20 protein-coding genes are annotated in these 20,092 nt (G+C 45.2%); 10 read left to right on the forward strand and 10 right to left on the reverse strand.

The features are described from left to right. Positions 1–7: 7 nt before the first annotated feature. Genes mltG through apbC form a run of 5 tightly spaced genes read right to left on the reverse strand, consistent with a single transcriptional unit; the run spans position 8 to position 4,234 of the window. Positions 8–1,045 (reverse strand): endolytic transglycosylase MltG, encoded by a 1,038-nt coding sequence (gene mltG, locus ACRN9H_RS00500; protein ID WP_432311994.1) that lies wholly within the window; start codon positions 1,043–1,045, stop codon positions 8–10. Then, positions 1,042–1,851 carry an aminodeoxychorismate lyase gene (gene pabC, locus ACRN9H_RS00505; protein ID WP_432311995.1) on the reverse strand — a complete coding sequence of 270 codons (810 nt, stop codon included), beginning with the start codon at positions 1,849–1,851 and terminating at the stop codon, positions 1,042–1,044. The genes mltG and pabC overlap by 4 nt, the downstream gene beginning before the upstream one ends. Positions 1,852–1,856: 5 nt before the next feature. Beyond that, positions 1,857–2,438 (reverse strand): dCTP deaminase, encoded by a 582-nt coding sequence (gene dcd / locus ACRN9H_RS00510; RefSeq protein WP_432311996.1) that lies wholly within the window; start codon positions 2,436–2,438, stop codon positions 1,857–1,859. A 30-nt stretch (positions 2,439–2,468) separates the two neighbouring features. After that, positions 2,469–3,107, reverse strand: coding sequence for a uridine kinase (gene udk, locus ACRN9H_RS00515; RefSeq protein ID WP_432311997.1), 639 nt, complete (start codon positions 3,105–3,107; stop codon positions 2,469–2,471). An 11-nt stretch (positions 3,108–3,118) separates the two neighbouring features. Further along, positions 3,119–4,234, reverse strand: a complete 1,116-nt coding sequence (gene apbC, locus ACRN9H_RS00520) for an iron-sulfur cluster carrier protein ApbC (RefSeq protein ID WP_432311998.1) — start codon at positions 4,232–4,234, stop codon at positions 3,119–3,121. Between the two features lie 160 nt (positions 4,235–4,394). On the opposite strand from apbC, the gene metG reads away from it, so the two are divergent. After that, positions 4,395–6,464, forward strand: coding sequence for a methionine--tRNA ligase (gene metG, locus ACRN9H_RS00525; protein ID WP_432311999.1), 2,070 nt, complete (start codon positions 4,395–4,397; stop codon positions 6,462–6,464). Positions 6,465–6,734: 270 nt separating this feature from the next. Beyond that, positions 6,735–7,691 carry an AEC family transporter gene (locus ACRN9H_RS00530; RefSeq protein ID WP_432312000.1) on the forward strand — a complete coding sequence of 319 codons (957 nt, stop codon included), beginning with the start codon at positions 6,735–6,737 and terminating at the stop codon, positions 7,689–7,691. A 156-nt stretch (positions 7,692–7,847) separates the two neighbouring features. On the opposite strand, the gene ACRN9H_RS00535 is transcribed toward ACRN9H_RS00530, so the two are convergent. Together ACRN9H_RS00535 and ACRN9H_RS00540 are read right to left on the reverse strand one after the other, a co-directional pair. Next, positions 7,848–8,600, reverse strand: coding sequence for a Nif3-like dinuclear metal center hexameric protein (locus ACRN9H_RS00535; RefSeq protein WP_432312001.1), 753 nt, complete (start codon positions 8,598–8,600; stop codon positions 7,848–7,850). A gap of 40 nt (positions 8,601–8,640) precedes the next feature. Next, positions 8,641–9,111: a glycine zipper 2TM domain-containing protein gene (locus ACRN9H_RS00540; protein ID WP_432312002.1), complete on the reverse strand. Its 471-nt coding sequence runs from the start codon at positions 9,109–9,111 to the stop codon at positions 8,641–8,643. Between the two features lie 54 nt (positions 9,112–9,165). Here ACRN9H_RS00540 and aat point away from each other — a divergent pair, with 54 nt between their 5' ends. From aat to infA, 3 genes are all read left to right on the forward strand, one after another. Continuing rightward, the gene (aat, locus tag ACRN9H_RS00545; RefSeq protein ID WP_432312003.1) at positions 9,166–9,879 is read left to right on the forward strand and encodes a leucyl/phenylalanyl-tRNA--protein transferase; all 714 of its coding nucleotides are present in this window, start codon (positions 9,166–9,168) and stop codon (positions 9,877–9,879) included. Next, positions 9,866–10,576, forward strand: coding sequence for an arginyltransferase (locus ACRN9H_RS00550; RefSeq protein ID WP_432312004.1), 711 nt, complete (start codon positions 9,866–9,868; stop codon positions 10,574–10,576). The genes aat and ACRN9H_RS00550 overlap by 14 nt, the downstream gene beginning before the upstream one ends. Positions 10,577–10,657: 81 nt before the next feature. Then, positions 10,658–10,876 (forward strand): translation initiation factor IF-1, encoded by a 219-nt coding sequence (gene infA, locus ACRN9H_RS00555; protein ID WP_006081934.1) that lies wholly within the window; start codon positions 10,658–10,660, stop codon positions 10,874–10,876. Between the two features lie 116 nt (positions 10,877–10,992). Here the strand turns inward: infA and clpA are convergent, their stop codons facing one another. Both clpA and clpS read right to left on the reverse strand, forming a co-directional pair. Further along, positions 10,993–13,260, reverse strand: coding sequence for an ATP-dependent Clp protease ATP-binding subunit ClpA (gene clpA / locus ACRN9H_RS00560; protein ID WP_432312005.1), 2,268 nt, complete (start codon positions 13,258–13,260; stop codon positions 10,993–10,995). Positions 13,261–13,304: 44 nt separating this feature from the next. Next, positions 13,305–13,613 (reverse strand): ATP-dependent Clp protease adapter ClpS, encoded by a 309-nt coding sequence (gene clpS / locus ACRN9H_RS00565; RefSeq protein ID WP_263189082.1) that lies wholly within the window; start codon positions 13,611–13,613, stop codon positions 13,305–13,307. A gap of 194 nt (positions 13,614–13,807) precedes the next feature. On the opposite strand from clpS, the gene cspD reads away from it, so the two are divergent. After that, the gene (gene cspD, locus ACRN9H_RS00570; protein WP_006081937.1) at positions 13,808–14,014 is read left to right on the forward strand and encodes a cold shock domain-containing protein CspD; all 207 of its coding nucleotides are present in this window, start codon (positions 13,808–13,810) and stop codon (positions 14,012–14,014) included. A 153-nt stretch (positions 14,015–14,167) separates the two neighbouring features. Here cspD and ACRN9H_RS00575 read toward each other — a convergent pair whose 3' ends face one another. After that, a complete protein-coding gene (locus ACRN9H_RS00575) occupies positions 14,168–16,393 on the reverse strand; it encodes an NADP-dependent isocitrate dehydrogenase (protein ID WP_432312006.1) in 2,226 nt (741 codons plus the stop codon). 361 nt (positions 16,394–16,754) lie between these two features. Between ACRN9H_RS00575 and rluE the strand changes: the two genes are divergently transcribed. The 4 genes from rluE to hflD all read left to right on the forward strand — a co-directional run bounded on the left by rluE (position 16,755) and on the right by hflD (position 20,090). Further along, positions 16,755–17,558, forward strand: coding sequence for a 23S rRNA pseudouridine(2457) synthase RluE (gene rluE, locus ACRN9H_RS00580; protein WP_432312007.1), 804 nt, complete (start codon positions 16,755–16,757; stop codon positions 17,556–17,558). 46 nt (positions 17,559–17,604) lie between these two features. After that, positions 17,605–18,099 carry an NUDIX hydrolase gene (locus tag ACRN9H_RS00585; protein ID WP_432312008.1) on the forward strand — a complete coding sequence of 165 codons (495 nt, stop codon included), beginning with the start codon at positions 17,605–17,607 and terminating at the stop codon, positions 18,097–18,099. Between the two features lie 251 nt (positions 18,100–18,350). Next, positions 18,351–19,469 (forward strand): tRNA 2-thiouridine(34) synthase MnmA, encoded by a 1,119-nt coding sequence (gene mnmA, locus ACRN9H_RS00590; protein WP_432312009.1) that lies wholly within the window; start codon positions 18,351–18,353, stop codon positions 19,467–19,469. Positions 19,470–19,472: 3 nt separating this feature from the next. Next, positions 19,473–20,090 carry a high frequency lysogenization protein HflD gene (gene hflD, locus ACRN9H_RS00595; RefSeq protein ID WP_432312010.1) on the forward strand — a complete coding sequence of 206 codons (618 nt, stop codon included), beginning with the start codon at positions 19,473–19,475 and terminating at the stop codon, positions 20,088–20,090. Positions 20,091–20,092 lie beyond the last annotated feature (2 nt).

A 20,092-nucleotide genomic window follows, 5' to 3' on the forward strand; every position in this document is an offset into this window, starting at 1 on the left:
GCGTTTTTTACTCGGGTGACTTTTCTAGCGTCGTCGGTTTTTTCTTACGCTGATATATATCAACGGCGCGGTTGTGTTCTTCAAGCGTGGTTGAAAACACATGTGTGCCATCGTTACGCGACACGAAATAAACATATTTCACACTGGCGGGCTTAGATACGGCCGCAAGTGATGCTTTACTTGGCGCGGCAATAGGCGTAGGGGGTAAACCAAAGATACGATAAGTATTAAAGGGTGTTTCTTCGACTAAATCTTTACGGGTGATATTACCTTTATAGCGCTCACCCATGCCATAAATAACCGTCGGATCGGTTTGCAGACGCATGCCTTGGTTGAGACGATTAACGAATACTCCGGCAATTTGATCGCGTTCATGGGCTTGGCCGGTTTCCTTCTCCACTATCGAAGCCAAGATCAGCATTTCATAGGGAGATTTTAACGGCAAATTCGGCGCCCGTTCTGCCCACGCTTTGGCAAGTTCTTGCTCCATCATCTTATAGCTTTGAGTCAGCAGGACTTTTGCATTAGCCTCAGCGGTATAATGGTAAGTATCAGGAAAAAATTTACCTTCGGGTAACGCTGAATCATCGCCCTGCTCCATCAATACCGCCACAAAAACCTCTGGTGACATCTGTAGATGCGGTGCATTGGCTAATTGTTGTTCCCACTCTGCAATAGTTTTCCCCTCAACTAACGTCAAACTGAAGGTTTTGACTTTGCCAGCGATCAAATCATTGAGTAAATCAGTAATCGTTTGTGAAGGTGATATTTCATAAAGTCCCGTGCGAATTTTGGCAAGCTCAGGACGAAACTTAAGCAGCCACTTGAGTTTCCAAGTATCTTGGATCACGCCGTCGTCAGTGAGTTGTTGTGCTAGTTGATTCACACTGGTGCCGCGTTCAACCGTCAACTCTTTAGGCTCGCTGAGACTCAGCGGCGTTTGACTGTATTCGATAACCGTTTGATAGCCCCAAAAGGCGCCCACACAGGCTAACGTTAACAGGGTCAATAAAGTTGAACTGGCAATAACAATGATTTTTTTCATAGAGTAAGTAAAAGTGTCTGTCTAAGTTGCGCAGTAATAGGAGTGCGGGTGAATGTAAGCGAATCAATCGCCAGCACATCCACAATGCCTAAAATGCTGTTAGTGATAAACGCTGAGTCAAATTCGATTAAACGCTCAGCGCCAACGGGCAAACATTCGATATTTAGATGCTGTTCAAGCAAGGCCAGCATCACGTGCTCACGCATCACTCCCGCCACGCCGCACTGGGCTAATGAAGGGGTTAGTACCTGATTGCCTTTGATAAAAAATATGTTAGCCATTGAAGATTCGATTATATTATCTTCAATATCAGCCACTAGCCAGTCGTCAAAGCCCTGCGGTAAAATATGAGATTTAATCAGCACTTGCTCAAGCCGGTTTAAATGCTTAATTCCTGCCAACAGAGGCTGCAACCCCAATCGTACCGACGAAGTTTTAAGGCTAATACCCATTTGTTGCCACTGGGCATAATGGCGCGGGATAGCATGAACTGAAACAATTTCGGTAGGCTTAACTATTTCTGGCGGTGTATAGCCTCGGCCACCCACACCACGAGAAACTATTAGCTTAATACAATGCAGTGGATACTCAATGGCTAAAGCCTGAAGCTGCTGTTGCAATGCTTCACTCATTTGCCATTGAAATCCAAGTCTTGCGGCGCCTATGGTTAAACGAGCTTGATGGGTTTCAAAAAATAAAATCCCCTCAGCGCCAGTTCGCATAGTCGCAAACAGGCCATCCCCGTAGGCAATACCTCGATCAGAAGGATCCACATTCGCCTGTGGTACACCATTTACCCAAATCACCAGAACTAGTCCTGACTGATACGGCTAGCAACCGCTTCTTGCTGATCTTTGTATTTAGCATTCTTGCGAGTGTTATAAGGACGCGCAACCGCATGATTTAAGCGTTCAAAATTAAGCGCGCCTATGGTCATACGTGGGCGCAGCGCCAATGGTAACTTGCCGCTGTTATAAAACTCGAGCACGATTTTACCCTGCCAACCTGGATCGATTCGGTGTGCCGTCACGTGTACCATTAAGCCTAATCGTGCCAATGATGAACGGCCATCAAGCCAACCGACGATGTCAGCAGGTAAAGTTACGCTCTCGTAAGTCACAGCCAAAGCCAATTCGCCAGGATGCAAGAAAAATGCTTCGCCATCGGGGATTTCGATAATCTCACTCATCACCCGATCGAGCGCCGCTTGCATCTCAGCACTTGGACCACTCAAGTCGATAAAAGGCGCGGTATGATCTTTAAAGACGCGAAACTGTCCACCCAAGCGCACATCAACACTGACGCCTGAAATAGCTTCTATGCCCGGGCGAGGTTCTATTACGATAGTGCCGTTATCAAGGGCCTGTTCAATTTCGATATCAGTTAAGCGCATCTTGCCTATTACTCCTTGGTTTTTATCTCGTTATTTTGCCAGTAAATGTTGGATACGAGTCTTTAAAATATCGGTCGCTATACGATTTTTGCCGCCACGGGGAACGATAATATCGGCGTATTGTTTCGATGGTTCAATAAACTGTAAGAACATAGGACGCACGGTTTTTTTGTACTGTGAAATCACAGATTCCATCGTACGACCCCGCTCGGCCACATCCCGAGTTAAGCGACGTAGGAAACAAATGTCCAGCGGCGTATCCATAAACACACTCGCGTCCATCAGGGCACGTAGCTTAGGATCGGTCAGCAATAAGATACCTTCTAAAATGATCACCTTTTTCGGTGTCATCTTTAAGGTTTCCGCGGTGCGGGTGTGTTCTGTATAGCTATAACAAGGGATATCAACAGCTTCGCCAGATTTAAGCAACTGTAAATGGGTGCACAACAGTTGGTGGTCTAACGCTTTTGGATGATCGTAATTCGTTAATATCCGTTCATCCATAGATAAATGACTCTGATCGCGATAATACGCATCTTCATTAATTACCCCTATTTGATCTGTGCCTAAATCACGGCGCAATTCGTCAAAAATCGTTTTGGCAATTAAACTTTTGCCCGATGCTGACGCGCCTGCAATTGCGATAACGACACACTGCTGAGAATTCATACCCTTAAACCTTACTCGTCATCTGAAACACTAATAGAAACTGTTTTCTGGCTTTGCTTTAAAGCCAATTCGGCGCCCACTTTACGGGCAATTTCCCGATAAAGAGCGGCCACTTCGCTGTCTGGATCGGCAACGACCGTCGGTGCACCGATATCCATTGCTTCACGAATATTAATATGTAGCGGCAAAGCCCCTAACAATGGCACGTTATAACGCTCGGCCATTTTACTGCCACCGTGCGTACCAAATGGATGTTCTTTATGGCCACATTCAGGACATAAATGAAAACTCATATTTTCGACAATACCCAGTACTGGAATGTTCACTTTTTGGAACATGTTGATGCCCTTTTGGGCGTCAGCCAGTGCAATATCTTGCGGTGTAGTCACAATAACAGCGCCACTGACGGGCACTTTTTGCGATAACGTAAGCTGAATATCCCCTGTACCTGGCGGCATATCAATCACTAAATAATCCAACTCAGGCCATTGGGTTTCGTTCAGTAGCTGCGCCAGCGCGCCAGCGGCCATAGGACCACGCCATACGGCCGCTTCATCACCACTGAGCATAAAACCAATCGATTGCGCCGCAATACCATGGGCACTGGCAGCGGTCATATGTTTGCCATCGGGAGAAAGCGGTCTGAAATTAGGAATACCTAACATCATCGGCACTGACGGACCGTAAATATCCGCATCGAGGATGCCGACTTGTGCGCCTTCTGCCGCTAACGCTAAAGCAAGGTTAACCGCAGTAGTTGATTTACCCACACCACCTTTACCTGATGCAACTGCAATCACTTGTTTTACATTAGCAATAGGTGCAATAGCCGATAACGCTGAATAAACTTTAGGTTGAAAATCAATTTCGCATTCAACCTCATCGATAGCATCAAGGACTGCGAGCTTGTTGGTTAATGCCATCACAGTATCGCGATACTGTGTCATGCAAGGGTACGGATAAACTAAGCCAAGCAACAAACGCTTACCTTCCAACGCAAGTTTGTTTACGCATCCTGCGCTCACTAACCCCTTTGATAAATACGGGTCAACAAATGAATCGAGAATAGCCAGAACAGGCTCGAGAAGATCGTCATTTAAACGATAATCGGTTTGTATTGAAGACAAAAGAATTACCCCCACTGATAAATTTGTGCAAGTGTACCAGATAATGCTTAAAACATTAGCGCAGTTTTAGCTCGATCAACTCAGGTTTTGATGAAAGTCATCCTGTAATCAGTTAGTATCTCTACCAATATTTTTGGCCCACCACGATATTTGAGAACAGATGGCAACTTCACAACGTAAAATTCTCGTGACCAGCGCACTTCCCTATGCAAACGGACCGATCCACTTAGGTCACATGTTGGAATACATCCAGACTGATATCTGGTCGCGTTATCAAAAGCTTCGTGGACATGAGTGCCACTATATTTGTGCCGATGACGCCCATGGCACGCCAATCATGCTTAAAGCACAGCAATTAGGCATAGCGCCAGAAGACATGATTGCCCAAGTGAACAAAGAACATCAGCAGGATTTTGCCGATTTCAATATTGCATTCGATAACTATCACAGCACCCACAGCGAAGAAAACCGCGTGTTAGCGAACGATATTTATCTCAAACTGCGTGCCAATGGCTACATTAAAAGCAAGAGTATTTCTCAGTTGTTCGATCCTGAAAAATCCATGTTTTTGCCTGACCGTTTCGTTAAAGGAACGTGTCCTAAGTGTAAGTCGCCTGACCAATACGGCGATAACTGCGACGCCTGCGGCGCGACTTATAGCCCAACCGAACTGATAAATCCTAAATCAGCGGTATCGGGTGCAACACCAGTAATGAAAGATTCTGAGCACTTTTTCTTTGACCTACCCGCCTTCGAAGGCATGCTAAAAGAGTGGACCCGCTCGGGCGCTCTGCAAGTCGAAATGGCCAATAAACTCGATGAATGGTTCGAACAAGGTTTAAAACAGTGGGATATTACCCGTGATGCACCGTATTTTGGTTTCGAAATCCCCGATGCGCCGGGCAAATATTTCTACGTTTGGCTCGATGCGCCAATTGGCTACATGGGTTCATTCAAAAATCTGTGTGACAAACGCCCAGAGTTGAGCTTCGATGAGTTTTGGGGTAAAGATTCTACAGCGGAGGTTTATCATTTTATTGGTAAAGATATCGTTTACTTCCACAGCTTGTTCTGGCCCGCTATGCTGCACGGCTCAGGCTATCGCCAGCCAAACAGCGTCTATGCACACGGCTATGTAACAGTCAACGGTGCGAAAATGTCAAAATCCAAAGGCACTTTCATCAAGGCGCGCACGTATCTAGACCATTTAGATCCTGAATATTTACGTTATTACTACGCCGCCAAACTCAGTAGCCGTATCGACGACTTAGACTTGAATCTAGAAGATTTCGCCCAGCGAGTTAACTCAGATCTAGTCGGTAAATTAGTGAATTTAGCCTCACGCACCGCCGGTTTTATCACTAAACGCTTCGATGGCAAGCTCGCGAAAATTGCTGATACTACGCTGACCGAAGCGTTTTTAGCCAAGCAAGACGTGATTGCTGAATTTTACGAGACTCGCGAATACGGCAAAGCCGTGCGCGAAATCATGGCACTGGCAGATATTGCCAACGGTTTTGTGGCTGATGCCGCGCCTTGGCAAATGGTGAAACATGACGATCAACAGGAAGCAGCCCATCAAGTGTGTTCAAACGCCTTGAATCTGTTCCGTATTTTAGTGACGTATCTCAAACCTGTATTGCCACGTTTAGCTCAAGATGTGGAAGCCTTCTTCCAATTGCCACTGACTTGGGATGCATTGGGCCAAGATTTAGCGGGTCATGAAATCGCCCCATTCAAGGCAATGATGCAACGTGTTGAGCTAGATAAAGTCAATGCCATGGTTGCTGATTCCAAAGATAACCTGCAAGTCACGGCCGATGCGCCAAAGACAGCAGCACCTGAAAAAACAGCTAAAGCTTCATCGGTTAGCAGTGAACCGCTGGTTGACGATCCGATCAGTGAGACCATCAACTTTGATGATTTTGCGAAAATCGATCTACGTATCGCTCGCATTGTTAAAGCCGAACATGTTGCAGATGCCGACAAGTTACTGAAGTTACAACTCGACATCGGTGGCGAAACGCGCCAAGTGTTTGCAGGCATTAAATCAGCCTATTCGCCAGAAGATCTCGAAGGTAAGTTGACTGTGATGGTAGCTAACTTAGCACCACGTAAAATGCGTTTTGGCATGTCAGAAGGCATGGTTTTGGCCGCTGGTCCTGGTGGCAGCGACCTGTGGATTTTAGAACCCCATGAAGGCGCACAGCCTGGCATGCGGGTTAAGTAATCGGCACTAGATAACGCTCGAAAAATCAATAAGGCCGCATTTTATGTGGCCTTATTTGTTGGTATCGTTCGTGGGCACTGAGTATCTCTTATTTCTTAAGCTGTTGAATGTAAAGATTGAGTTTAAGAGGCCAAGTTTACAACACATAGTTTAAGAGATTAAGTTGATGCACGCATCTCTATCACCACAACATTTGCTGCAGTGTGGTATTCATATCTGTGACAAGTCTAAAATCGACAGGATTTTAAGTGAAGAACTCAAGGAATGACTATGGAAATGATCATTGAGCAGTTACTGTTTTCTGCATCAATAACGGGTCCTATTTGTTTAATGCTAGCACTCGGCGTGCTCCTAAAACGCACCCAAATCATCAATGACAACTTTATTGAGGTCGCATCAAAATTAGTCTTTAACGTAACACTGCCTGCATTGCTGTTTCTCAGTATCATCAGCTCCAATCACGATCTTGCCTCCAGCGCCCCCTTGATTGGCTATGGTTTAGCGGCCAATTTCCTGTTTTTTATATTATCCACCTATGCAACTGGGCGGCTATTTCCCAAGCACAAAGACCAAGGTGTGATCATTCAAGGGGGATTTAGGGCCAATACCGCCATTATCGGCTTAGCTTATGTTTCCAACGCCTATGGCAGTTCTGGCGTTGCCTTAGCCGCGGTCTATGTCGCCTCGATGACGCTGCTGTATAACATTCAAGCGGTTATTTGCCTAAGCCCTAAAGGCGAAGAATCCAGCCAACGCGCATTTGGCGTGATCATCAAGACCATCACCAAAAACCCGCTGATCATTGCCATTATGGTCGGCATGTTGTTCTATTTATTTGCTATTCCAGTACCGAAAATGGTGCTCGATGCGGGACAATACTTTGCCAATATGACCCTACCCTTAGCACTACTGTGCACTGGCGGTTCGCTCGATATTGGTTCACTCAAACATGAAAAGCATTCGACTTGGTTCTCAACCTCATTGAAACTGATCTTTGCCCCACTTTTTATCACGATTGGAGCCTTGCTGTTGGGCTATCGAGGGATTGAGTTAGCACTGGTTTTTTTAATGAGTTCTGCGCCCACTGCAGCCGCAAGCTATGTGATGGCCCGCTCCATGGGAGGCAATGCGCCCCTTGCGGCCAATATTATAGCCCTAACCACAGTCTGCTCGCTGGTCACTTGCACACTAGGCATTTTTATATTGTCAGCTTTGCGGCTGATTTAGTTACCTCGTTACCGCTAATCTTGGTCAATAGCAGCTTGTATAAACGCTAGAGAAACAGGTTTGAGAAATAATAAAATAATAAAAAAGCGAGCTGAGTTCGCCTTTTTTTAAGGATCATACGGTTAGATTGTCATCATAGCCGTCTAAAGATATGAGTTAAACTGGATTAGTAATATCAACAAAATGATGCACTAAACCAAACTCACGGGCGAGATGACGGCCTAAAGCTTGAATACCAAAACGCTCGGTCGCATGGTGCCCTGCGGCAAAGTAATGTATACCCTGTTCGACTGCACTGTGGAACGTTCGCTCGGACACTTCGCCACTGATAAACGCATCTACACCAAGACTGGCGGCTAGATCAATATAATCTTGCGCACCACCGGTGCACCAGGCTATATGTTGGATTTTAGCATTACCATCACCGATATGCAGTGGTGCTCTGCCTAAAGCATTTTCAAGGGTTTTAGAAAATTCGCTAGCACTAACGGCAAGATCAAGTTTGCCACGCCACAACAGCCCCTGAGCCACCTCTTCGATGGCTTCTGCGTCGACGATCCCAAGCAGTCTCCCCAAAGTCGCGTTATTACCCAGCATTGGATGGGCATCTAAGGGTAAATGATACCCAAACAAGCTAATATCATGCTTGAGCAGCGCCTTAATTCGGCGTTGCTTCATCCCAGTGATCACTTCCGGCTCGTTCTTCCAAAAAAAACCATGATGGACCAAAATCGCATCGGCATTTAAACGAATAGCTTCATCTATCAAGGCCTGACATGCCGTCACCCCCGTGACTATAGTGCTAATGTCATCCTTACCTTCTATCTGCAACCCATTGGGCGCGTAATCTTTAAAAGCCGACACATGTAAAAAATCAGCTAAATATTGGATTAATTCTGTCCGAGTCATAGCAGCACCACTTACTTTTTACTAAAGATGATAATTAAGCCTACATGGCTAAGTCGACACGCACGCCACTTTGCAGATAGACCACTCGCACTCTGTCACCCGCATTGAATACCATGCCAGAGTCGTAATCTTGGATCACCATAACCTGCGTACCATCTTCTTGATTAATCATTAATTCAACCAATTTTAACGATTGCGTCGTCGTACCACTACCATATCTATTACCAATGCCACCACCAATTAACGCACCTAGAATGGTTGCTACATCTTGGCCTGAACCACCGCCAAATTGATGGCCAATCACCCCGCCCGCTAAGGCGCCGCCGAAGGTTTTCCAACCTTGATTGCGATCTTCAATTAACTGGGTTTCAGTAATATTACGTACTGAAGTAATATCACCATAGAGCACTTTCTCAACAGGTACAGCTTGATTACGCTCATAACCCGCAGTGGCAGGACTGATGATAAAAGCAAAAATAAACATAAAGCTTGCTAGAGTAGGTTTCCACATATCTGAATTTCCGCTAACGTAGTAATAAGGCCAATAACTAAATCATACTCAATTGTGAAGTCTCTGTCTTTTCTGAATCACGAATTTGAAGCTTTTCCTTCACCCGAACTCGCCTTGACCGATCCTAATGGTTTATTGGCTATTGGCGGTGACTTACGTCCTGAACGTTTACTCTCGGCTTACTACAACGGCATTTTCCCTTGGTTTAATGAAGACGATCCCATTTTATGGTGGTCACCCGATCCCCGCGCAGTGTTCATTCCCGGTGAAATCCACATCAGCACCAGTTTGCGCAAGTATTTAAAAAAGCAACCTTGGCACATTACAATCAATCAAGCGTTCACCGATGTAATGGCCGGATGTGCTCAGCCCCGTCTAAAACAGGACGGGACTTGGATCTCTCAAGAAATTCAAATGGCCTATCGCGAGCTGCATCATAAGGGTCATGCCCATTCTATTGAAGTATGGGAGGACGAACACTTAATTGGTGGGCTTTACGGCTTAGCAATCGGCCAAGTGTTTTGCGGTGAATCGATGTTCCACCGTAAAACAAATGCATCAAAGGCCGCCGTTGCAGCACTGCAACAACATTTACTTAAAATGGGGTTTAAACTAATAGATGCGCAAATCATGAATCCTCATCTTGAGAGCTTAGGAGCGAAAGCGATAAAACGCCTTGATTTTATTCATCGATTGACTGAACTGCGTAATAATCCTGTCGATCCTAAAACGTGGACTATTAAAGAGATTCACCTTGAACTCAAGTAAAACATCGATTGCTATCGGTATCAGCCAAATTTTCCCTTGCAGCTACCTAGATGGTCAGCAAGAGCAACTATTGGTTATTCAAGAAGACACGCTCGATCCTATTTTATTCGAGCGTTTGCTCGCGGTGGGTTTTCGCCGCAGTGGCAGCTCGATTTATAAACCTCGATGCCCACATTGCAGTGCGTGTCAGCCTATCAGAGTGCCAGCGCACGAATTTGTGCCATCGAAACGCCAAAAACGTACCTTAGCCAAAAACCAAGATCTGACATGGCGAGTGACCTCTGAGCAAACCGCTGAACAATACGCACTGTATGAACATTACATTCGTGAGCGACATTTTGACGGCCCCATGTTTCCGCCAAGTGAGGAGCAATACAACCATTTTCTCTTTTGCCACTGGCTGCCGCCCACGTTTATCGAAGTCTATGACGGTGAAAAATTATTGGCGGTTGCCGTCACCGATACGCTACCCCAAAGTCTTTCGGCGATTTACAGCTATTTTGACCCAGATGAAGAACAACGCTCGCTTGGCGCACTGTTAATTTTAATTCAGTGCCGGCTGGCAAAACTAATGGGCAAAGAATTTGTTTATCTCGGATATCAAATAGATGAAAATCGTAAGATGTCTTACAAGCGTTTATATCGCCCTTATCAAATTCTCACGCCTCAAGGCTGGGAGTCTTCCCAAGTTTGCTAAGTACTTCCCCTTTACAGCAAGGGGAATTTGGGGCATGATACGCCCGTTTTTTATATTCGAAGGCTAATGGGATAATTATTAATGGCGAAAGAAGACAACATTGAAATGCAAGGCACTATCCTTGAAACCTTGCCAAACACAATGTTTCGTGTAGAGCTTGAAAACGGTCATGTGGTGATAGCCCACATTTCAGGCAAAATGCGCAAAAACTACATCCGGATCCTCACTGGCGATAAAGTTACCGTCCAGCTGACTCCTTATGATCTGACCAAAGGTCGTATTGTCTTCCGCGCACGCTGATATAGCCTCTTAGATTTAAAAACCCGGCAAGGCCGGGTTTTTTTGTTTGCGAAAGATGAAAAAAATGGCTGCAATTGCAGCCATTTTTATATCTAAAAATAATTATTAATCAATAACTAAGCTTTTGTTGTGGCTTTTTCAAGGCGTTCAGTGCGAATAACAATCTCGCCCTCTTTAACATCTACATGTGCAACACCGCCTGATTCTAACGCACCGAATAAAATCTCGTCTGCCAATGGACGTTTGATCAATTCGGTCACGACGCGCGCCATAGGGCGTGCGCCCATGTTCTTGTCATAACCTTTCTCAGCAAGCAAGGTTCTGGCTTCATCGCTGACGTCTAAAGTAACGTGCTTAGCATCCAATTGAGCCTGTAATTCCACCAAAAACTTATCAACTACTTTGGCGATAATCGTCATGTCCAAATGATTGAACCACACGATAGAATCGAGACGGTTTCTAAATTCTGGCGAAAATACCCGATTAATTTCAGATAATGCATCTTGGGTATGATCTTGCTGAGAAAAACCAATCGATTTACGAATGGTCTCCTGCACTCCCGCGTTAGTAGTCATCACTAAGGTGACGTTTCTAAAATCCGCCTTACGACCGTTATTATCGGTCAATGTCCCGTGATCCATTACCTGCAATAGCAAGTTATAGACATTAGGGTGGGCTTTCTCTATTTCGTCTAATAACACCACGCAATGCGGATTTTTAATCACTGCGTCTGTCAGTAATCCGCCTTGGTCATAACCTACATAGCCTGGAGGCGCACCAATCAAACGTGACACTGTGTGGCTTTCCATGTACTCAGACATATCAAAGCGTATCAGTTTCATCCCTAGGCAGTTCGCTAGTTGATTTGTGACTTCAGTTTTACCCACACCGGTTGGGCCAGCAAACAAAAAACTGCCTACTGGTTTTTTCTCTGTCCCTAAGCCACTGCGCGATAAGCGAATGGCCGAACTCAGACTCTCAATGGCCTTATCTTGGCCAAAGACCACCATCTTAAGGTTACGCTCAAGGTTACGCAGTAAGTCTTTATCCGTAGCCGATACCGACTTCTCAGGGATACGCGCCATTTTCGCCACTATCGACTCAATCTCGGCTTGGCCTATGGTCTTTTTACGTTTGCTCATAGGCAACATCACCATACGCGCACCCGCTTCATCGATCACATCAATGGCTTTATCGGGTAAATGTCTGTCATTGATGTGCTTGGCCGACAATACCGCAGCGCTGCTGATCGCAGCCTGGGTATAACGAACCCCATGATATTCTTCGTATTTAGACTTAAGACCCATTAAAATCTTTGTGGTTTCTTCCACTGAAGGCTCATTGATATCCACTTTTTGGAAACGACGGGCAAGCGCGCGGTCTTTTTCAAAAATACTTTGATATTCTTGGAAAGTCGTCGAGCCCATGCAGCGCAGATTACCGCTGGATAGCAAAGGTTTTAACAGGTTGGAGGCATCCATTACCCCGCCAGAAGCTGCGCCCGCACCGATAATGGTGTGGATCTCATCGATAAATAAAATGGCGTGTTTATCGGCAGCTAACTCTTTTAGCAGGTTCTTAAAGCGCTTTTCAAAATCGCCGCGATATTTTGTCCCAGCCAGTAGCGAGCCTAAATCTAAGGAATAAACAGTCGCTTCTAACATCACATCGGGCACTTGCTTATTCACAATTCGATACGCTAGACCTTCGGCAATCGCCGTTTTACCGACACCCGCCTCACCCACTAACAGTGGATTATTTTTACGGCGACGGCACAGGGTTTGAATCGCGCGCTCAATTTCTTGATCGCGACCAATTAAAGGGTCGATATCACCTTGTTTAGCCAGCTGGTTTAAGTTGGACGCAAATTGCGACAACATGCTGCGCTCTTCACTGCTTTCGCCCTGTTCTTCGACACGTTCTTGATCTTGTGGCGACTCTGCATCATCATTTTTCGCAAAGCCATGGGAAATAAAGTTCACCACATCTAAGCGGCTGATATCGCAGCGGCGTAATAAATATACGGCTTGGGATTCTTGCTCACTGAAAATGGCGACCAAAACATTGGCACCATTCACTTCATTACGACCCGATGACTGCACATGGAATACTGCGCGTTGCAGCACTCGCTGGAACCCAAGTGTTGGCTGGGTTTCTTTGTCATCGTCGATATCGGCAATGATTGGCGTTGTTTGTTGGATAAAGCTTGCGACTTCATCTCTGAGCTTATCTAGATTTGCGCCGCAAGCGGTTAACGCTTCTTGAGCAGCAGGATTGTCGATCAGCGCTAATAACAGATGTTCCACTGTCATGTACTCGTGACGCGCGTCTCTGGCTTGCTGAAACGCCAGATTCAAGGTGACTTCCAGATCTTTGTTCAGCATAAGCACCCCCAAAAATTAACAACAGACTACAGAGTTAAGCGATTTTATGCTTTCTCTAATGAACACAGTAACGGATGTTGGTTTTGTCTTGCAAATTGATTTACTTGTATCACCTTAGTTTCTGCAATCCCAAAAGGAAAAATTCCGCAAATACCCTTTCCTTGGTGATGGATCATTAACATAATATCAGTCGCTTCCTGCTCATTCTTGCGAAAGAAAACCTGTAAAACTTCAATCACAAAATCCATTGGAGTGTAATCATCATTATTGAGCACTACCTTATACATTGAAGGTGGCATCAACTCAGATTCGACACGTTCTTCAACGTGTTCAATATTTCCTATCTTCGCCATTTTTAATACTAGCCTCTCGTGTTGGCCTCTTCCAATTTGTTCCGATCAAATTAATTAGTTGTTACCCACTTGTTAATTTTAGCTTGACTTCCGCTTTTACTCCTTACATTCTGTTGTTCTGACGGTGAAAGAATAACCGTCTACAGCAGTTTTACTATCTTACTGGTAAGTAGACAACAGAAGGAAGTGGAAGTATGGCAAGCGGAACTGTTAAATGGTTCAACAACGCCAAAGGATTCGGGTTTATTTGCCCTGATCAAGGTGGTGAGGACGTTTTTGCACACTATTCTACCATTGAAATGGAAGGCTATCGAACTCTAAAAGCAGGCCAACCAGTTCAATTTGAAGTAGAAGCAGGCCCAAAAGGGATGCATGCGTCAGCCATTTCACCAACAAAATAATCTTTGGTGAGGCCAATGAGCCAATGATCTAAAAGGCAGGGATATATCCCTGCCTTTTTATTAGTATAATGCAATATTCCACTGCGACTTAATCCGATTATGTAAAAAAGGATCTGCATTGCAGATCCTTTTTCGTTATCTTCGCAGTTAAAATTAACCCACTAACAGCTTGTTTAACGTTGCGCTTGGACGCATGGCCTTTTCAGCTTTTGCCGCATCTAAACGGTAATAACCGCCTAAATCGACTGGTGCACCTTGTGCCGTCGCTAACTCGGCAACAATCACTTGCTCATCTACCGCTAACGCGTGCGCTAATGGAATGAAATGCGCTTGTAACTGCTCATCGCTCGCTTGCGCTGCAAGAGCTTGGGCCCAATACATGGCTAAGTAGAAATGACTACCACGGTTGTCGAGCTCGCCCACTCTTCTTGATGGCGATTTGTTGCTATCTAAGAATTGGCCAATGGCTTGATCTAAGGTATCGGCCAATACTTGCGCTTTAGGGTTACCCACAGTTTGGCTTAAATGCTCTAAAGACGCCGCCAATGCTAAAAACTCACCCAATGAGTCCCAACGCAAATGACCTTCTTTCTCAAATTGCTGCACGTGCTTGGGTGCACTGCCGCCCGCGCCCGTTTCAAATAAGCCACCACCGTTCATTAACGGAACGATTGACAGCATTTTTGCACTCGTGCCCAGTTCGAGAATAGGGAACAAGTCAGTTAGGTAGTCACGTAAAACGTTACCTGTGACGGAGATAGTATCTTTGCCATCTTTGATACGAGTCAAAGAGAAACGAGTGGCTTCTTCAGGCGACATAATACTGATATCTAAGCCATTAGTGTCATGTTCTGGCAGATACTGCTGCACTTTAGCAATAATTTGTGCATCGTGGGCACGCTTGCTGTCTAACCAAAATACGGCTGGAGTATTGCTTAAACGGGCACGGCGCACGGCCAGTTTTACCCAGTCACGAATTGGCGCATCTTTAACTTGGCACATTCTCCAAATGTCACCCGCCTCAACGTTGTGAGTCATTAATACTTTACCGCTAGCATCAACAACGTTCACCACTCCGTCAGCTGGAATTTCGAAGGTTTTATCATGGCTGCCGTATTCTTCTGCTTTTTGCGCCATCAAACCCACGTTAGGCACGCTGCCCATGGTTTTAGGGTCAAAAGCACCGTGTTCTTTACAAAACGCGATGGTTTCTTGGTAGATACCGGCATAGCAACGATCTGGTATCATGGCTTTAGTGTCATGCAGTTGACCATCTGGTCCCCACATTTGGCCAGATGAGCGAATCGCAGCAGGCATAGAGGCATCAATAATGATGTCGCTTGGTACGTGTAAGTTAGTGATACCTTTATCAGAATCCACCATAGCCAATGCCGGACGCGCAGCATAAACGGCAGCGATATCGGCTTCAACTTCGGTGCGAGTCTGCGCAGGTAACGTCGCAATTTTGGCATAAACATCACCAAAACCGTTGTTAACATCTACGCCTAACTCAGCGAAAAGCGCCGCATGTTTGTCAAATACTGGTTTGAAGAATACCTTCACAGCGTGACCAAACATAATAGGATCAGACACTTTCATCATAGTGGCTTTAAGATGCAGCGATAACAGCACATCTTCTGCTTTGGCGTTTTCGATTTCACGCTCATAAAAGCTCACTAAGGCTTTCTTGCTTAATACTGCCGCATCGATAATTTCGCCAGCCAATAACTTAAGGCCAGATTTAAGCACCACTTCTTGGCCATCTTTTTGTGTCAGTACGATATTCACGCTGCCAACATCTGACAAAGTCACTGATAGCTCGCTACCGTAGAAATCACCGTCGGTCATATGAGCAACGTGTGACTTAGAATCGCTAGCCCATTTACCCATAGAGTGTGGGTGTTTTTTGGCAAAGTTTTTAACTGATAACGGTGCACGGCGATCTGAGTTACCTTCACGCAGCACAGGGTTTACCGCGCTGCCTTTGATCTTGTCGTAACGTGTTTTAATTGATTTTTCAGCGTCGGTTTTAGGCTCATCCGGATAGTTGGGGATGACATAACCTTTTTGCTGCAGTTCAGCGATACAGGCTTTTAATTGTGGAATCGAAGCACTGATATTAGGTAATTTAATGATGTTAGCTTCTGGCTGATTGGCTAACTCGCCAAGCTCAGTCAAATGATCTGCAATTTTTTGTGCATCGGTCAGCTGCTCAGGAAAACTGGCAATAATACGGCCCGACAACGAGATATCACGGGTTTCAACCGCAACACCGGCAGCATTGGTAAACGTTCTGATAATAGGTAAAAGTGAAAGGGTAGCTAATGCTGGCGCTTCGTCTGTTTCAGTGTAAATAATTGTTGATGAGTTATCTTTCATGTTACATCCTACATTATTGTAAAATTTAATATTTTTTTATAATAATTTTATAGCATGGCAATCAAATTGGGGCACGGTAAAAATATCAATCAAGGCAATCGAGTCCACCTAAAACGATTGAATTTTCAATGTCCGTCGATTAATCGCGTACGCTAAAACGTGTTACAACGACTCATTAAAAGCGATATACCCAAGCCACCACTGAATACTGTATTTGGGGAGAGTTTGGATATAGAACTTTAGGCACAGATCACATTTTCTGGCCGACATCATAGAGCATTCGCAATAATATTCAAATTCCACTAAGGGCGAATGCCAAGTACACTAGAGCGACATTAACCGCCAATCAAGTTAGGTAAGCGTGTCTCAACCTCCTGTTAGCAAAAGTATCAACAAAAACAAGTTATCTCCTAAACGTGCCAATACTGGCGCAAGTTCCCCTGCCAAGCCTTCGACAAAACCCGCCAACAAAGGCCCAGCTAACAGAACCACTGTGGCTGAAGGTAAAGTACTTCCTGCGCGCAATGCCAATGGCAGTTTAAAGAAAGAACCTTTCAAAAACCCTAATCGTCGTGCGGTTGCCGCTGCTAAACCCGTCGTAAGTCAAACACTTGCACCGATTATCGTACTGTTTAATAAGCCTTTTGACGTACTTTGCCAGTTTACTGATGAACAGGGCCGTAAAACGCTAAAAGATTATATTCCTATTGCTGATGTATATGCGGCAGGCCGTTTAGACAGAGACAGTGAAGGCTTATTACTGCTCACTAATGATGGTCAATTACAGGCAAGACTGACTGAGCCGAAAAAGAAAACCTTTAAAATCTACTGGGTGCAAGTTGAAGGTGTCCCAAGCGAGGATGTGCTAACAAAATTGCGCCAAGGTGTTGAATTAAATGATGGTATGACATTACCCGCCAAAGTCAAAATCATGGACTCGCCCGATATTTGGCCACGCAATCCTCCGGTAAGAGAACGTAAAAATATCCCGACCACTTGGTTAGAAATCCAAATCCATGAGGGCCGCAACCGTCAAGTTAGACGCATGACCGCGCATATCGGTTTTCCGACTTTAAGATTAATCCGTTATAAAATAGGTCAATGGAGTCTAGATAATTTGCCATCGGGTGAGCACAAGTGCATTCGCCTTGGTGATGAAGTCTAAATTTTAGCCACATCTTTGCTGCTGACATCCACTCCAAGGAGACACCATGAATCAAAGATATAAACCCAATGTGACCGTCGCTTGTATTATTCATGCAACGTCACAGGACAAATATCTCATGGTAGAAGAGTGGATTGAAGGCGAGCAACGCTTTAATCAACCTGCGGGTCACTTAGAAGCGAATGAGAGCTTGATTCAAGCCTGTGAGCGTGAAGTGTTTGAAGAAACGGGGTTATCACTCAAGCCCCAAGGACTCGTCGGTATCTATCAATTTAGCGCCAGTGAAGAACTTGCCTTTGTGCGCTTTACCTTTTTCGTGCAGCTTAATGATATGCCCTCACCTACGCCGCAAGATAAAGCCATTCATAGTGCGCACTGGCTGAATTTTGAGCAAATTGAAGCGAAGCAATCTTTACTGCGCAGCCCCTTGGTACTCGATTGCCTAAAAGACTATCTCAATAACGTGCAAATAGGCCAAAGTTACCCCCTCAGCTTACTTAATAGTGACCGCCTCACGATAGCCCAAGCGAGTAAGGCGTGATAGAATACTGCCCCGCATAAAGTGCTCGTTAAACTTATGCATGTGCTAGTGCCTGTCGGTCTCAACGTGACTAAATAGTCAGCCAAAAATGTGAGTCGTCGGCCGTAAATGCGGATTTTAATAACTGCTCGCACTACATACATTTTTCACCCATATTTTTCAGTTAGGTTAAGCATTTTTGTTACACGTGCTATTGCGCAGCTTAAATTTAGCCACCTAACCAACACACATACTCAATGGTTTTAGGATTTATGACATCAATCGAACCCACTCATACAGGAAAAAAAGTCATTGTCGGCATGTCTGGCGGTGTAGATTCATCTGTTTCAGCTTATTTGCTTATGCAGCAAGGCTATCAGGTTGAAGGCCTTTTCATGAAGAACTGGGAAGAAGATGATAATAGCGAGTATTGTGCCGCCGCTGATGATTTAAAAGATGCCCAAGCCGTGTGCAATAAACTCGGAATTAAGCTTCACACCGTCAATTTTGCCGCCGAATATTGGGACAATGTGTTTGAGTATTTCCTCGCCGAATACAAAGCGGGCCGCACGCCAAATCCCGATATCATGTGCAACAAAGAAATTAAATTTAAGGCATTTTTAGAATTTGCCGACGAAATTCTCGACGCCGATTACATCGCCATGGGCCACTATGTGCGCCGCCGCGATAATATTGATGGCAGTACGCAAATGCTCCGTGGCGTCGATGGCAATAAAGATCAAAGTTATTTCCTTTACACGCTCAGCCACGAGCAAGTGGCCCGAAGTCTGTTCCCTGTCGGTGAATTGGAAAAACATGAAGTACGTGAAATCGCAAAAGAAATGGGCCTAATCACCCATGATAAAAAAGACAGCACTGGCATCTGCTTTATCGGTGAGCGTAAATTTACTGAATTTCTAGGGACTTATTTACCGGCACAGCCGGGCAATATCGAAACCCCAGAAGGCGAAGTCATCGGCACGCACCAAGGGCTGATGTACCACACCTTAGGCCAACGTAAAGGCTTAGGCATTGGCGGCATGAAAAACAGCAATGACGACCCATGGTATGTGGTTGATAAAAATCTTGATCGCAACGTATTGATCGTGGGTCAAGGCGGACACCACCCTCGTTTAATGTCTACGGGTATGACGGTTAATCAACTGCATTGGGTGGATAGAACCGGACCTGTGGATGGTTGTCATATCGCAGTGAAAACCCGTTATCGCCAACAAGACGTGCCTTGTACGCTGACCTACACCGATGAACACACCTTACAAATCATATTCGATGAGCCTGTTGCGGCGGTAACGCCAGGGCAATCTGCGGTATTTTATGATGGTGAAGTCTGCCTAGGTGGCGGCATCATAGATCAACTGATCCGAGGATAAAGCGTGAACGAACAACTCGTTAATCGAACCATGGCATTTGCAGGTATATTGCAAGCCATTGCCCAAGTTCAACATTTAGCTCGTCATGGCGAATTAGATAAAGCCGAGCTTGCGGCGAGCTTAAATACTATTCTAGTTACCAATCCCGACAATACTGCTGATGTCTATCAAGACAAAGCGCTATTGCAAAAAGGCTATAAGTTGATCTTGAATCAGCTCGGTGACGGCAGCCAAAAAGATGTTGAGATCACTCGCTATTTAGTTGGCGTGTTGGCCTTAGAGCGAAAATTAGTTCGCTCTAACAGCGGCTTAGCCATGTTAGCCGAGCGCATTAACCAAGTGCATCGCCAGCTACATCATTTTGAGATAACCGATGAACAAGTCATCGCCAATCTTGCCAGCATATACAGCGACATTATCAGTAATATAGGGCCAAAAATCCAAATAACTGGCAATCCAGCCTGCTTGCAACGCCCTATTGTGCAACAAAAAATTCGCGCTCTGCTGCTTGCCGCTATGCGCAGTGCTGTATTGTGGCGCCAACTTGGTGGTAAGCGTCGACACTTGGTCTTCGCCCGAAAAGCCATCATAGATACAGCCCAGAAAAGTCTTACCCTATAATA

The organism is Shewanella sp. MF08487 (genome assembly GCF_050848685.1).
Taxonomy (GTDB): domain Bacteria; phylum Pseudomonadota; class Gammaproteobacteria; order Enterobacterales; family Shewanellaceae; genus Shewanella; species Shewanella glacialipiscicola.

Excerpts from the sequence above, each read along its gene's own strand:
- infA (WP_006081934.1), top strand. The coding sequence starts at position 10,658 with ATGGCGAAAGAAGACAACATTGAAATGCAAGGCACTATCCTTGAAACC.
- cspD (WP_006081937.1), top strand. The coding sequence starts at position 13,808 with ATGGCAAGCGGAACTGTTAAATGGTTCAACAACGCCAAAGGATTCGGG.
- metG (WP_432311999.1), top strand. The coding sequence starts at position 4,395 with ATGGCAACTTCACAACGTAAAATTCTCGTGACCAGCGCACTTCCCTAT.
- ACRN9H_RS00575 (WP_432312006.1), bottom strand. The coding sequence starts at position 16,393 with ATGAAAGATAACTCATCAACAATTATTTACACTGAAACAGACGAAGCG.
- clpS (WP_263189082.1), bottom strand. The coding sequence starts at position 13,613 with ATGGCGAAGATAGGAAATATTGAACACGTTGAAGAACGTGTCGAATCT.
- ACRN9H_RS00585 (WP_432312008.1), top strand. The coding sequence starts at position 17,605 with ATGAATCAAAGATATAAACCCAATGTGACCGTCGCTTGTATTATTCAT.
- mltG (WP_432311994.1), bottom strand. The coding sequence starts at position 1,045 with ATGAAAAAAATCATTGTTATTGCCAGTTCAACTTTATTGACCCTGTTA.
- clpA (WP_432312005.1), bottom strand. The coding sequence starts at position 13,260 with ATGCTGAACAAAGATCTGGAAGTCACCTTGAATCTGGCGTTTCAGCAA.
- udk (WP_432311997.1), bottom strand. The coding sequence starts at position 3,107 with ATGAATTCTCAGCAGTGTGTCGTTATCGCAATTGCAGGCGCGTCAGCA.
- ACRN9H_RS00535 (WP_432312001.1), bottom strand. The coding sequence starts at position 8,600 with ATGACTCGGACAGAATTAATCCAATATTTAGCTGATTTTTTACATGTG.
- dcd (WP_432311996.1), bottom strand. The coding sequence starts at position 2,438 with ATGCGCTTAACTGATATCGAAATTGAACAGGCCCTTGATAACGGCACT.
- ACRN9H_RS00540 (WP_432312002.1), bottom strand. The coding sequence starts at position 9,111 with ATGTGGAAACCTACTCTAGCAAGCTTTATGTTTATTTTTGCTTTTATC.
- mnmA (WP_432312009.1), top strand. The coding sequence starts at position 18,351 with ATGACATCAATCGAACCCACTCATACAGGAAAAAAAGTCATTGTCGGC.
- ACRN9H_RS00530 (WP_432312000.1), top strand. The coding sequence starts at position 6,735 with ATGGAAATGATCATTGAGCAGTTACTGTTTTCTGCATCAATAACGGGT.